The following is a 13589-nucleotide window of genomic DNA, read 5'->3' as shown; positions in this document are numbered from 1 at the left end:
TCTTACAAACTGATGTTGAGATGATTGGTTGCATGAAAGCGAAACCAAACCATCAGAATGGCAACAGTAATTGCCAACACCGTCAGGCCCGCAATACGCTTCTCAAACCAGACTAGGATCAGTCCGATAAAGGCGCTCAGAAAAGGTAGGAACATATACATAACGGCATTCTAGCGCAGGACCTCTGGGTCTCTGAAAAACCCTAAAATACGCACTATTTAATGGTCATATGAGCCCGCTGTTTTGTATAGAATGGGCTCATGACGAAACAGCCCCTTACCTCCGCGACCCAGCCCTGCCTAGAACTTACCATTGACGGCCCCATTGCCCGCATCACCTTCAATCATCCTGCTGCGCGCAATGCAATGACTTGGCCCATGTATGAAGAGCTCAAAAAGATTTGCGACGCCATTGCCATCAACCCAGAAATACGAGTAGCGATTTTTAGAGGTGCTGGCGATAAAGCGTTTGTATCTGGTAGCGACATTCAACAATTTGCAGATCTTCAAAAAGATGAGGAGTACGAAGTAGCTGTTGATCACATCTTTGAATCATTACAAGAGTTGCCGATACCTACCATTGCCTTAATTGAAGGTCTCGCCGTTGGTAGTGGACTCTTGATTGCAACTGCGTGTGATTTTAGGATCTCGACACCAGAGGCGCGATTTGGTATTCCAGTAGCCCGCACCCTTGGCAACTGCTTATCCCCAAGCAATCTTGCCTGGATCAGTGCGCACCTTGGAATACCAATGGTTAAGAAAATGCTGCTTACAAGCGAGCTTGTTAAAGCGCCTGAGCTCTTGGCTTCTGGATTTCTTTACCAGACTGCGCCAGCTGGTGAGATTACGCAATACGCTGATGAGCTCGCACACAAAATGGCCGTCTTGGCCCCCATCACTCAAAAAGCTAGCAAGATTACCTTAGCAAGATTGTTGAAGCAAAACTTGCCTGATTGCAGCGACCTGATGCGCGAGACCTATAACAGTGCAGACTTTAAAGAAGGTGTAAACGCCTTTTTGGATGGTCGCCCACCCAAATGGAGAGGAAAATAACTCTTTTTAATAAATGAGTTTTGAGGCCTTTTGCATTTGATTGATTGGGATTGTGACTAAGCCTGGCTTAGAAAAATCAATCTCCTTGAGATCTAACATCCTTAAACTGGGATAAGTATAGGTAGAGAAGTAAAAACGTCGATTATTTAAATCAGAAATGACGCTCCATTGCGTAAATTCCATAAATACATTCTTATCTAAGGTAGTACGAATAGAGCCCTTTGGGATATCAAAGTTATGCAGAATATGCTCGGCCATCTGAACATTTTCGTTTGCACCTTTTGCGGGAGTGATTGTTGCAGAATACGTTAAGGCGCGCACAAACCGAGACGGTGAAGTACTGTCTCCAGGCATACCTAAGAATCCTGCACCTGTAGAAATTGGATTCACGGTTTGACCATAAACCTTCAATGGATTTGGCTCCATTGGGTTCAGCTTAACGTAATTCCCTAGATTGTTTATATGCCAATCAAATGGGGGAGAATTTGTCATTACACCATACGGATTATCTGTTGCGATTAATTTTCCGCCGATAGGCTCCACTACCAGAACACCTCCAGCAGCATCGTGGAAAACATAGTGCAAAGGAGGAACTACTTTTAAGTCTGCTTGCTCAATATTGATAATGACTACATCATTTAGGGCCGACTTAATTTCTCCTACTGTAGCGAAATTCTGCAATGCCCAGGTCATAAATTCCCATGGAGCCAAGGCTTTTTTAGGATCGACATTTTCAGGATTGGTATAGCCGGCATGCCCCGGAAAATACAAAATACCGCCAGCCATGCCCTTTTCATTGAGGCCATCAATAATTAATGGCTTACCAAAGCCATTCATGCCTACAACGCCATACCTACTATTCCATGTTGCCCCTTTTTGGTAATGAGGACCAGTAGCTACAAATGGAGAATTCTGCGGAATGATGACAAGGTCTGAGTAAAGTTCAAACTGAAATTCCATGGTCCGCGCATATACGCGCGATCCATCCGAAGCCACCAACTGGAAACTAGTACAAGCAAGAGCTGTCTGACTAATAAATAAGAGTCCAAATATACAAACTAAAATTTTCTTTAAGTAAACAGGCATGATGGCTCCTAATTTGACTGATTTAAGAACTGCACTACTGTAGTCACAAAAACATCGGGCACCTCAACGTGTGGCACATGTCCCACGTTATCAATTGGCACTAGCTTCGCATTGGGAATGGCGGCCTGCGCTTTCTTACCCAATTCAGGGAAGTTCCCCAAAGACTTCACCGCTTCAGGTGGCGCAAAACGTCGACCAAATACTGTGCGATCCTTTTGACCAATCACCAACAACACAGGCATGTTGAGCTGTGGCAGATCATTAACCACAGGTCGTTCTGCAATCATTTGATAAGTTAATACTGAAGTCATTGCATAGGCAGGATAGTCCGGACCCTTTTGCACTCGAACATAGATCTCTACAAACTGCTCATAGGCTGGCTGCCAGTTCGGAAAATAGCTCTGCAAGAAGCGACGATAGCTTGCCTCGGTTTGCGCCATCTCTAACTTGAGCAACTGATCATTTTGCTGTGGAGCAATATCCTTGCTGTAATCTTCAAGCCCTAAAGGATTTTCCAGCACCAATTTTTGAACTGTCTGTGGATAGAGTCGCGCAAAACGAATGCCTACCATTCCACCCATCGAATTGGCGATCACTGCAACCTTTCGCACACCCAAGGATTTGAGCAAAGCTTGTGTATTTGCGGCCAAGTCATCAAAGTGGTACGCCACATTTGGTTTGGAAGACTTCCCAAAACCAATTTGATCGGGGGCAATCACGCGATACCCCGCCTTAGTCAAGCCAGCAATCGTAGGTGCCCAATAATCACTCGAGAAATTCTTGCCATGAAATAGCAGGACCACCCCTTTTTGCTTACCGCTAGCAGGTACATCCATATAGGCCATGCTGGCTTGCTGGCCTTGCAGACTAGTCTTGAATTCTTTTACTGGATAGGGATAAGGCCAACTACTCAGGCGCAAATCCAAGGGAGCGGCATTGGCATAAAGACTTGCTGGAGCTGTAGCACCATTGGAACCAGATACATTAATGTCATTGCTCGCGCAAGCAGTCAGCAATACAGAAAAAATCGAAATAACTAATAGAGCTCTCATTATTGATTTACCTGGAAAATAGTGCGATGAGCTTAAATAATGTTAATTTTCAGATTCTTCAATCCAGCAACACTGCCCTCGAGCACATCACCCTTTTTAACCGGCCCTACACCAGCTGGAGTGCCTGAATAAATTAAATCGCCTGGCTCCAAAGTAAATAGCGTGGACAGATAAGCAATCGTATCTGGCACGTTCCAAATCAATTGATTGAGATCGCCAGACTGACGCACTTCCCCATTCACTAAGAGCGTAACAGCACCTTGATGAGGATGGCCACATTGACTTACGGGCGTAATCTCACCGCAAGGGGCAGATTGATCAAAGGCTTTACCCGTATCCCAAGGGCGACCCATCTTTTTGGCCTCACCTTGCAGGTCGCGTCTTGTCATATCCAAACCCACACCATAACCATAAATATGCTCTAAAGCTTTATCTGCAGAGATATTCGCACCACCCTTACCAATGGCGACAACCATTTCGATTTCGTGATGTACATCATTCGATAAATTTGGGTAAGCCATGTCTTTACCATCAGTCACAATCGAATTTGCGGGCTTCATAAAGAAGAACGGTGGCTCACGATCAGGATCATGCCCCATTTCGCGAGCATGATCCGCATAATTTCGGCCAACGCAATAAATACGATTGACTGCAAAGCGACGCGTATCACCAGTGACTGGCAAAGAAACTTGTACTGGAGGATCAATAACGAAAGCAGAACTCATGATTTACCTTTCAACGAATGCAATCTAATTTGGATTGAGATTTATTTAGCAGTATGACGCAATTTCAATATCAAGATGCTCAGAGCCAAAGCGAACGTCAGGGCGTTCGCCAAAATCAACGGCCATTTCTCGATAATGAGGCCATAAATCAGCCATAGCCCTACCCCAACCGTAAACAGGGAATACATCCCCAGAGAGATCCCGGTAAGGTCACGCGTTTTCCAGGACTGAATCGCCTGAGGTAAAAAGGCGACGGTAGTCAAAAATGCAGCGCAATATCCGATGATCTCAATCTGATGGGGTTCTAAGCTCATACTGAGATTGTATGTTCAGTAAGCCCAAATGCATTGACCCAGCACAGGAATCTGAATTCTGTAGATAATGGAAACTTGCAGTTCAACCCAATATAAAAAAATACAAAATGAGACAGTCACTAACCCCTTGGATTGGCGTAGCGCTCTGTGCCGCCTTCCTGAGCACCCCTGCCGTTGCCCAAAATACAGCGGCAATCAAAAACTATCCAGATAAGCCTATTCGCCTAGTGATTCCCTACCCTCCTGGCGGGGCAACGGATGTGATTGGGCGCATTATGGCGCAAGAGCTATCCAAAACCTTAGGGCAACAAATGGTGCCTGATAATCGGGCTGGCGATAGCGGCAATATTGGCGCGGATATGGTTGCCAAATCTCCAGCCGATGGATATACCCTGCTTATGGGCGCACTCACGTCACATGCCATCAACGCCAACCTCGACAAAGATCGCATCAAATACAACCTAGAAAAAGATTTCACACCTGTAGCGGTAGTAGGTGTGGTGCCACTGGTCTTTGTTGTTAATCCTTCTGTGCCAGTGAAGAATATGAAAGAGTTCATTGCTTACGCCAAAGCGAACCCCGGAAAACTGACCTTTGCTTCCTCTGGGGCGGGTGCACCACAGCGCCTAGCCATGGAAATGTTCCGCTATCAACTGGGTCTGGACTTGCTGCATGTTCCCTACAAAGGTAGCGGCCCCGCAATGACCGATTTAGTGGGTGGTCAAGTACTCACTATGTCAGAGACGGTACCCGCTGCATTGCAATTTATTCAGGCAGGCCAATTAAGAGCGCTTGCAGTAACGACCGCCAAGCGGATTAGCCAACTACCAGATGTGCCTACGGTCACTGAGGCAACGGGCTTGCCGAACTTTGATGTAGTGAGTATGTTTGGTATCGAAGCTCCGGCCGGCACGCCAAAACCCATCATTGATAAATTGAGTAATGACATCAAAATGATTTTGCAGCGCCCCGATGTTCAAGAACGCATGCTGGCAGCCGGGGTGTATGTGAACTACCTATCTCCTGCCGATTCTAGTAAGCGAATTTCTCGCGAACTGAGCATGTGGAGCAAGGTTATTAAAGACGCCAATATTAAGGCGGATTAAATCAAGCTAGTGATGCGCTTGATTCATGCGCATCACTCCCAGGAAATTATTTCTGCATTTCCCGCACTGGCAATATTGCAGCATTACTCGGCTTCAATTTTGGCTTGCTGAGCTACTTGCTCCCATTTTTTCTTTTCTGCAGCGATAAAGATTTTGGTATTCGCTGGCGTATCCCCTACTGCCCAACCGCCAAGATCTTTCCAGCGTTGCTTGATCTCCGGAGTTTCTAAAGCCTTTTTCACGGCGACATAGAGCTTATCAATCACTGGCTTTGGTGTTCCTGCTGGCGCAAACAAACCAAACCATGCAGTGACCTCAAAGTTCGTGTAACCCGACTGAATCATGGTAGGCACATCAGGCAATTCAGCAACACGGTTCTTGCTAGTCACGGCCAAAGCACGTAATTTTCCAGATTTGATGTATTGCATTGAGCTGGGTAAGTTATCAACCATCATGCTAGTTTGCCCAGCTAAGAGATCAGCCAATGCTGGGCCCGCACCCTTGTAAGGCACGTGAATAATATCGATGCCAGCTTGCGTCTTAAATAGCTCACCCGACATATGAATTGATTGACCGCGACCAGAAGATGCAAAAGAATACTTTCCAGGATTGGCTTTGGCTAAAGCTACCAACTCGGCAACAGTCTTGGCGGGCACCTCAGGATTCACAACCAAGACATTGGGGTTCGCAATCACAATGGTGATTGGCTCCATATCTTCCATCTTATAAGGCAGATTTTTGTAGAGACTGTAATTAATAGCGTTAGGGCCAATATTGCCCATCGCAATGGTGTAGCCATCCGGTGGCGCTGCAAGCAATGCTTGAATACCAATAATTCCCGCACCGCCAGCCCGGTTCTCCACAATGACGGTTTGCTTGAGCTCTTTACCCAATACATCGGAAAGTGCTCGAGAAGCAATATCCGTCGTTCCTCCAGGTGCCGCAGTAACAATAATGCGGATCGGCTTGGATGGGAATACGTCAGCAGCGTTAGCCACCGTGGGGCAAGATAAAAATGCTGCGACTGCAGCAAAAATACCCAGGGCCTTACACAGTGGAATCTGAATTCCAGTCATTGTTGTCTCCAGTCAAGTTTTTAGTTATTTGCATAATATAAACTGATCTGATAAATATTAAATAATTATTAAAAACTATGGCGACAACGGGATTACTGGCTTTTTGCAACTACCTAGAGCACACCGCTCTAAATGCAACCATACAAGATCAATTCTGGATCGTGCCCACGATGCAATCGGTTCATATTCTAGCTATTGCAGCGGTACTCATTAGTACGCTCTTAATTGATTTCAGAATTCTGGGTATTCATGGCAAAGACGAATCTGTCGCTACGGTCAGCAAACGCTACTCTCATATTGTTTGGCTAGCGCTTCCGATACTCCTTATTACGGGATGCATCATGATTGTGGGTGAACCTGCACGTTCACTAACAAATCCTGCATTTCAGATCAAAATGGTCTTGCTGATCGCGGTCATTCTGATCACCGTCATCCTGCAAAGAAAATGTCAGGCGGCCAACTCTTTTACGCATCTTGGTAAGTCAACCCACATACTTGCAATGCTCTCGCTTGTAGCGTGGATGGGTATTGTTGCTGCGGGTCGCTGGATCGCTTACGCCTAAATGTCAAATCTCAACAGATAAAAAGAAAACGATGAACGACATCCTTATTTTGATTTACAGCAATCCAATCGCGCAGACGATTCGTGAAAATGAGCTCTTATTCCCTTGGGTAGAGGCGATCCATGTCCTCGCTGTTACTCTGGTGCTTGGCTCAATTGCCTTGGTTGACCTACGCTTGATTGGTATCCGCGCCATCAACCGCCCCATTAGCAATATCAGCAAAGAACTTTTACCAATTACCTGGATGGCATTTTTGGTGGCAGCTGTTACTGGCGCCATCTTATTTACCTCTAATGCCTTAAGTTATAGCCAGAATTTTTATTTCATCTCAAAAATGATTTTGCTTGGCCTGGCAGGCGTCAATATGATGTGCTTCCAATTCATTATTGGTAAAAATTTGGATCAATGGAATCACTACCAGCAACTGCCACTACCAGCACGCTTAGCTGGAGCCCTCTCCCTGGTGTTATGGATTGGGATTATTTTTTGCGGTCGTTGGATTGGTTTTACGCTTGAACCAGTATTAGCAATTTCATAAAACATAGAGGGGACAATGAATAGGAAAATCATCTGCCTACTAATGGCAACTGGGCTCGGAATTGGCTTGCTGCAAAATACACTTGCGCAATCGACCAAGCCCGTTATCAACCCTCCCCCGACTGCTAAGGACTGGACTAATTTAGGAAAGCTACCCGATTGGAGCGGTGTTTGGAATCCAAAGATTAGCGATCAAGATAAACAAGCTAAAACCAATATGCCGCCGTGGACCCCTGCCGCCAATGAATTAATTCAATTCCAGCTGGCCGAGGAAAAAGCAGGAAGACCGCCCCCACTGTTTGTCAATTGCCTACCAGAAGCAATGCCAGCATGGATGTTGGTTACGCATAATGCGATGGAAATCCTATTTACACCAGGCAGAGTCACCTTACTGGGGGAGTCTGATGGCAATCGCTTACGTCGCATCTATACCGATGGACGCGCTCATCCAGACGATCCAGATCCTACCTTCCATGGCCACTCCATTGGTAAATGGGAAGGCGATACATTGGTGGTTGATACAGTGGGCGTAGTACCGCAGGCTTACATCGCGATTAGCGAAGCGGCAGGCGTGCCGAATAATGGCGATATGCGCATCATCGAGCGCATCCATTTGGTGGGTAAAGATGAACTGCACGACGATATTGAAATCATCGCGCCTAATGTTCTAACGAAACCTTGGAAAACTACTCGTATTTACTTCCGCCAACGTGCTCGCAAGTTCGATATTGTGGAAGGCGTCTGCCTAGAGGGCTCTTTTGCTCCCGGTAAAGATCAACGGGGTAATGATATTTTTGTGCCGGTTCAATATGACGTAGGCGGCAACCGAATTCCACCACAGTAATTGGTAATGACACTATTTAAGGAGCAATTATTTTGAAATTAAAAAAACTCATTCGCTTGGCAGCATTTTTTATTATGGGATTTACAGCAGCTATTGCTTTTGCTCACCATGCCACTACGATGTTTGACCGAGATAAGGTCGTCACCATTACTGGCACGGTCAAGGAAGTTCAATGGACTAACCCGCACGTAGGTATTTTTGTGTCCGGCACCCTTAAGGATGGCGATACTCCAGCTCTGTGGATTATGGAAGTTTCTAGCCCAGGCAATCTCACTCGCGCTGGGGGTTGGACACGAAACTCTATTAAGGCAGGCGATAAAGTTTCGGTTGATTTCTATCCTTTGCGCAACGGTAATAAAGGTGGCTATCTGAAAAAAATCACCCTCACTGATACTGGCAAGTTTTATACCGCTGATATTCGCGCCCAAGAGAGTGCAAACTTAGAAGAGCGCGAGCAAAAGTAATCCAGTAATGCTTAGGGAAGCGGGATTGAAAATATCGCTTTGAGTGTTAATGAATCAGTACTATTCGAGAACCCCTTCCCTACCCCAGCCTGAAAAGAGATGGGCTCCCCATCGTAGTACACCATCAAAAATCCGAGTTGTTGCGTGTTTTGATAAGTGACTGGCTGGCCAATCTGCCTCAAGTTCGAGTAATACTCCACTCCCACCGCTAAATCAGGAATGATCTCTCTTGATAAGCGAGTTGCCGTAGAAAAGTATGGGGACTGATGGACATACGGCTGTGATAGAGGCATGTCAATAATCGGGTTGAACGAGAATAACCACTCGTCAAAATGCTTTCCAATAATGAAGCGCGCCTCTCCGTTGTACCGTGATTCTTCAAATTGCGGCTGCACATTTGCAGCTTCAAAATTCACACCAGCAAAAAAGTCATCGCCCTTATCTTCTCGAATCGGCAGCCACTTCATACGTACCTTGGTTGCGGCGTACTGGAACTTGTTGTCATAGTTGACATAGGAGATGTATAAACCGGCCTCAAGATCGTGACCAAGGCCATAGGCAAGCTCTGGCGTAACGCGCACGCCATTGTTATTCATGACTTCACCAGGATAAGTTGGCGTCTGCAAGCCACGAGGGGTGCTGTTGACGTGGAGCTCTAGACTAGATTCGCCTTTTGCATTGATCTCATTGTCATAAACCTGAATCTCATCCTGCAAAACAGCCATGGATATTGACGGCGCCAAGACTAAAGCGAGACAAATGAACAGTCTCTGTAAGGCTTTCTGGAATGGGGTCACTGGCATCGTCATGATGCATGAGTTTACCCATTAATCGCTAAGGTTTCTTGACGCGCTCACTCCAGAGCTGCCAAGGACGGCCAATGGTTTTTTCGATGGTCTCTTGGGCAATCGCAGCCTCACCGGGGGTTAAATATTGCACCTGCCCCATCTTCATAGCCTCACCCTGAATACTGGCATTTTGAATGGCATATACAGCCCTAAACACTGCCTTACGAATAGAGTCAGCCCCCGCAGCATAACCGTGTCCCCGCATAAGCACGAAGTACTGCAGGCCCAGACTTTGCGATAAAGCATTCCCTAAGTCGACGCTGCTGATAAACATATCAGTATCGGGATTAGGCTTAGCCACATTACGAATCTCAAATATCGGAGCACCCTCACCCAAGAAGGAGCTCATGTGATACACCGGCTTTAATGTCGTGCCCGTTAAGCCATAGGGCAATATGGGTGGCGCATGTCCATGGATCACTGAATTGAGATCAGGTCGATTTTTCAAGATGCCACTATGAATATAGCGCTCGCCATAAGCAACGCGGGTATCTCCATGCAAGGCCTTGCCATCCATATCAAACTCCATAATGTCATCTACAGTGACAACTGAAGGAGCAATGCTACGAGCTAGAAAAAAGGTATTGGGATTAGAAGGGTTGCGCACACTAATATGCCCGTAACCATCCACTGCATTTTGATCATACAAAATATGATTGGCAATGACCAGCTCTTCAATCGCAGCTTTTACTGCTGGATTTTGCGCCATCTGTTCCTGCACAGAAGCCGCGCTCGCCAGGGCACTCAGAAAGAATGTGAAAAAAATTAGGCATTGCTTCATTACTCAACCTTTCCAATCTTACGAACTACCTCACCCATCTGCGCAGATTCCTTATCCCAGTAGACTTTAAATTCAGGTGCATCCATATACTGAATCGGACTGCCCGCTCCATTAATTACCGAACGAACTCGCTCGTCACTTGCCGCCTGTTTAGCAGCCTCACGCAAACGATTGGTAATGTAGTCAGGAGTAGCGCTTGGTACAAATAAGCCGGCCCACTGCGAGAACTCAACCTTGACACCCATCTCCTTAAAACTAGGAACATCAGGCATGCTCGCCAATCGACCATCTCCCCAGTGTGCCAATGCCCGCACTTTTCCTGCCTTGAGTTGCTGAACGATGGATGATGGTCCAGTAGCAATTGCATCAACCTGACCACCTAAAAGACCAACAATGGCAGGCCCCGCTCCTGTGTAAGGAATATGCACCATATAAAACTTTTCCGAGGACTTCAACATCTCCATAGGCACATGCATCGTTCCATAGTTACCAGAGGAGCCAAAGTTATATTTACCGGGATTAGCACGCATTGCAGCGACAAATGATTTGTAGTCTTTCCAAGGGCTATCTGCTCGCACCACCAAAACTGTGGGGTCAGCTGTAAAGCGCGCAATCGGTTTTAATTGACTTAACTGAAATGATTGTTCACGACCAACCACTTTATCCGCTTCGGGAATAATGGATATAGAGGAAAGTGCCATCAGAATGGTGTAACCATCCGGTTTAGCTCTCGCTACAGCAGCCATACCAATACCGCCGCCTGCCCCCGCCTTGTTTTCCACAATGACTGGCTGTCCCAAAATGCGCGAGAGTGCCTCTGCTACTGGGCGCCCAACCGCATCAGCAACCCCACCTGGCGGAAAGGGGACAACCATTGTTATGGACTTCGTTGGCCAAGGCTCTGGGGTCTGTGCAAAAACAGGGAGCGCTATAAAACAAGCTCCAATCAATCCCAGCACAGAGCGTAGTAGGTGTTTTTGTCTCATTTTGTCTCTAAATGGTAATTTAGTTATTATTTATGTTCTTTATCCTACTACAAGAATCATCACAATAAACAAGGGTGAGCACAGTCTTAACCCGTACCGGAGATAGCAAGCATGAAATACGCAGCATTTTCTTTAGCTAAAGAACCTTTGAAGACTCGCGTCGGGATCGTATCGGCGGATGGTAAAACCATTCAGGAACTCGACTTGGGTGTAGATGTCAGTGAGGAAGGTATTGTTGCCATTCTCAAATCTGACTTAGCTGGGAAATTACCAAAGCCAGTAGCTACCCATGCGTTCAGTGATGCTCGCCTGCTGGCTCCAGTGCCAAGACCTCGTAGAAATATTTTCTGTGTTGGTAAGAACTATCACGAACATGCCAAAGAATTTTCCAATAGTGGATTTGATGGGAGCGCTAAACCTGGCGAAGACATTCCAAGTCACGCAATCTTCTTCACTAAACCACCTGAGTCCGTGACTGGCCCTAACACCAATGTGATCATCCCTACCGCTGTATCTACCTGTATTGACTACGAGGCAGAGTTAACCATCGTCATTGGCAAGGGTGGCAAAGGCATTAGTGAAGCAGATGCCATGAAGCATGTATGGGGCTATACCGCCATCAACGATGTCACTGCGCGTGATTGGCAACAAAGACATAAGCAATGGTTCTTGGGAAAGAGTTTTGATACCTTTTGCCCCATGGGGCCTTGGGTTGTTACTGCCGACGAAGTAAATGCAGAAGATATTTCCGTGAAATGCTGGGTAAATGGCGAACTGCGTCAAAACTCTAATACCAAAGATTTGATCTTTAATATTCCCAATATGATCGCTACTGTTTCTGCAGGCATTACCCTTTACCCCGGAGATTTGATTGCGACAGGTACACCAGTAGGTGTTGGCATTGGATTTAAGCCACCGAAGTACCTAGTCAATGGTGATGTTGTCGTGGTTGAGATGGGTGGTATCGGTAAACTAGAAAATACCTTTATAGCCGAATAAATATCAGTAATACGCACCATTAAAAAAGCCACCCAAAAGGGTGGCTTTTTTGTATCGCTACTTTTTCCAAGATAGTTATTGTTAGGCCAAGGTAAACTTCAGCTCGCCCAATTTCTCGACATAACTCACTACTTTGTCACCCTTCTTAAGCCATACCTGTTTGTCTTTTGGCATACCAGCAATCACACCCTGTGGTGTCCCTGTAAAGACAATATCACCAGGCTCTAATGTCCAATAGGTGCTGATATAGGACAACATCTTTTGGGTGTTATGAATAAAGTCTGCTGTATTCGAGTTCTGACGCAGCTCACCGTTAACCCAGGTCTTCACTTGCAAATTATTGGGATTACCAACCAAATCAGCAGTTACGAAATAAGGGCCAATAGGGGCGTATTGATCTAAGGTTTTACCGATCATCCACTGTCCACTTGGCAGCTCGAGCTGTAAATCACGGGAGGAGAAATCATTCGAAGTGCAATAGCCCGCGACATAGTCTAGAGCAGCAGATTCTGGAACATTACGCATTTGCTTACCAACCACAATCAGCAACTCAGTCTCGTAATCTAACTTATAAGAAACGGATGGAGGCGGAATCTGCAGCAAGCAGTTGTGCGCTGCCAGACTATTGTTGTACTTATTAAATAAAGGCGGAACGCGTGGGTGTGCCATACCAACCTCATCAGCGTGAGCGCGATAGTTCAGACCTACACAAACAATCTTTCCGGGGTTTTTAAATAAGCGTCCAAACGTAATATCAGACTCTTTTAAATAAGGCACGCCCGATTGATCAGCGCTAGCAACCACTTTATTAAAACCCGTTGCATTACCCTCTTGCAGCAACTGATCCAGGGTAGTCGGCGCAGCAATCTTCATCTTCTTGGCCACTGCTCGAACATCAATCACCCCTTTAGAGGTCACAACCCCTAAAGTTTCAGTGCCGTCGGCATTCATGATGGAAAGGATTTTGCAATTTCGCACCATTTCACGGGGTCCTGTGTAGGGTTCGCCACCCCATACTGATGTTTGGTGAGCGGAAGCTTCTTGCATAACGCCCATAGTGGAAGCAGCTACCAAGCCAGCGCCTGCTGCGGAAGCGGTTTTCATAAACTGACGACGAGAACTCATTCACATCTCCTTTTGTATTTGTTTTTTAGAC

At 46.2% G+C, this 13589-nt stretch carries 18 protein-coding genes; 7 read left to right on the top strand and 11 right to left on the bottom strand.

The genetic code is table 11. The features are described from left to right. Positions 1-2: 2 nt before the first annotated feature. On the bottom strand, positions 3-161 hold the full coding sequence (locus ICN24_RS04630; RefSeq protein WP_216221686.1) for a DUF5993 family protein: 159 nt from the start codon (positions 159-161) through the stop codon (positions 3-5). Between the two features lie 99 nt (positions 162-260). Here ICN24_RS04630 and ICN24_RS04625 point away from each other — a divergent pair, with 99 nt between their 5' ends. Beyond that, entirely contained in the window at positions 261-1052 is a 792-nt protein-coding gene (locus tag ICN24_RS04625) for an enoyl-CoA hydratase/isomerase family protein (RefSeq protein WP_216221683.1), read from the top strand. Positions 1053-1058: 6 nt separating this feature from the next. On the opposite strand, the gene ICN24_RS04620 is transcribed toward ICN24_RS04625, so the two are convergent. The 4 genes from ICN24_RS04620 to ICN24_RS04605 are packed head-to-tail and all read right to left on the bottom strand — an operon-like array spanning position 1059 to position 4229. Further along, entirely contained in the window at positions 1059-2138 is a 1080-nt protein-coding gene (locus ICN24_RS04620) for a linear amide C-N hydrolase (RefSeq protein ID WP_216221681.1), read from the bottom strand. Between the two features lie 8 nt (positions 2139-2146). Beyond that, on the bottom strand, positions 2147-3190 hold the full coding sequence (locus ICN24_RS04615) for an alpha/beta fold hydrolase (RefSeq protein WP_216221679.1): 1044 nt from the start codon (positions 3188-3190) through the stop codon (positions 2147-2149). Positions 3191-3222: 32 nt separating this feature from the next. Then, positions 3223-3915, bottom strand: coding sequence for a fumarylacetoacetate hydrolase family protein (locus tag ICN24_RS04610; protein ID WP_216221677.1), 693 nt, complete (start codon positions 3913-3915; stop codon positions 3223-3225). Positions 3916-3956: 41 nt separating this feature from the next. Further along, the gene (locus ICN24_RS04605) at positions 3957-4229 is read right to left on the bottom strand and encodes a SemiSWEET transporter (RefSeq protein WP_216221675.1); all 273 of its coding nucleotides are present in this window, start codon (positions 4227-4229) and stop codon (positions 3957-3959) included. 107 nt (positions 4230-4336) lie between these two features. Between ICN24_RS04605 and ICN24_RS04600 the strand changes: the two genes are divergently transcribed. After that, complete coding sequence (locus ICN24_RS04600; RefSeq protein WP_216221673.1) at positions 4337-5335, top strand: tripartite tricarboxylate transporter substrate binding protein; 999 nt, start codon at positions 4337-4339, stop codon at positions 5333-5335. A gap of 83 nt (positions 5336-5418) precedes the next feature. On the opposite strand, the gene ICN24_RS04595 is transcribed toward ICN24_RS04600, so the two are convergent. Next, the gene (locus ICN24_RS04595; protein WP_216221671.1) at positions 5419-6411 is read right to left on the bottom strand and encodes a tripartite tricarboxylate transporter substrate binding protein; all 993 of its coding nucleotides are present in this window, start codon (positions 6409-6411) and stop codon (positions 5419-5421) included. Between the two features lie 77 nt (positions 6412-6488). On the opposite strand from ICN24_RS04595, the gene ICN24_RS04590 reads away from it, so the two are divergent. The 4 genes from ICN24_RS04590 (at position 6489) to ICN24_RS04575 (ending at position 8819) form a co-directional block, all read left to right on the top strand. Further along, complete coding sequence (locus tag ICN24_RS04590; protein ID WP_216221669.1) at positions 6489-6974, top strand: DUF6644 family protein; 486 nt, start codon at positions 6489-6491, stop codon at positions 6972-6974. A 31-nt stretch (positions 6975-7005) separates the two neighbouring features. Beyond that, positions 7006-7512 carry a DUF6644 family protein gene (locus tag ICN24_RS04585; protein WP_216221667.1) on the top strand — a complete coding sequence of 169 codons (507 nt, stop codon included), beginning with the start codon at positions 7006-7008 and terminating at the stop codon, positions 7510-7512. Positions 7513-7578: 66 nt separating this feature from the next. Then, a complete protein-coding gene (locus tag ICN24_RS04580; RefSeq protein WP_216221665.1) occupies positions 7579-8355 on the top strand; it encodes a hypothetical protein in 777 nt (258 codons plus the stop codon). 32 nt (positions 8356-8387) lie between these two features. Continuing rightward, complete coding sequence (locus ICN24_RS04575) at positions 8388-8819, top strand: DUF6152 family protein (RefSeq protein WP_216221662.1); 432 nt, start codon at positions 8388-8390, stop codon at positions 8817-8819. Positions 8820-8830: 11 nt separating this feature from the next. Here the strand turns inward: ICN24_RS04575 and ICN24_RS04570 are convergent, their stop codons facing one another. From ICN24_RS04570 to ICN24_RS04560, 4 genes are read right to left on the bottom strand one after another with little or no spacing between them, the layout of a single operon-like run. Then, complete coding sequence (locus ICN24_RS04570; RefSeq protein ID WP_216221660.1) at positions 8831-9544, bottom strand: hypothetical protein; 714 nt, start codon at positions 9542-9544, stop codon at positions 8831-8833. Continuing rightward, a complete protein-coding gene (locus tag ICN24_RS10335) occupies positions 9525-9647 on the bottom strand; it encodes a hypothetical protein (RefSeq protein ID WP_255532563.1) in 123 nt (40 codons plus the stop codon). The genes ICN24_RS04570 and ICN24_RS10335 overlap by 20 nt, the downstream gene beginning before the upstream one ends. A 6-nt stretch (positions 9648-9653) precedes the next feature. Further along, positions 9654-10448, bottom strand: a complete 795-nt coding sequence (locus ICN24_RS04565; RefSeq protein WP_216221659.1) for a class II aldolase/adducin family protein — start codon at positions 10446-10448, stop codon at positions 9654-9656. Continuing rightward, positions 10448-11434, bottom strand: coding sequence for a tripartite tricarboxylate transporter substrate binding protein (locus ICN24_RS04560; protein WP_216221657.1), 987 nt, complete (start codon positions 11432-11434; stop codon positions 10448-10450). Before ICN24_RS04560 ends, ICN24_RS04565 begins: the two co-directional genes overlap by 1 nt. 111 nt (positions 11435-11545) lie before the next feature. Here ICN24_RS04560 and ICN24_RS04555 point away from each other — a divergent pair, with 111 nt between their 5' ends. Beyond that, positions 11546-12433, top strand: coding sequence for a fumarylacetoacetate hydrolase family protein (locus ICN24_RS04555; RefSeq protein WP_216221655.1), 888 nt, complete (start codon positions 11546-11548; stop codon positions 12431-12433). 81 nt (positions 12434-12514) lie between these two features. On the opposite strand, the gene ICN24_RS04550 is transcribed toward ICN24_RS04555, so the two are convergent. After that, positions 12515-13558 (bottom strand): fumarylacetoacetate hydrolase family protein, encoded by a 1044-nt coding sequence (locus ICN24_RS04550; RefSeq protein ID WP_216221653.1) that lies wholly within the window; start codon positions 13556-13558, stop codon positions 12515-12517. Positions 13559-13589 lie beyond the last annotated feature (31 nt).

Source organism: Polynucleobacter sp. UK-Kesae-W10, assembly GCF_018881575.1.
Taxonomy (GTDB): domain Bacteria; phylum Pseudomonadota; class Gammaproteobacteria; order Burkholderiales; family Burkholderiaceae; genus Polynucleobacter.
The sequence above is the reverse complement of the archived record's forward strand: the minus strand, read 5'-3'. Positions and strand labels throughout refer to the sequence as shown.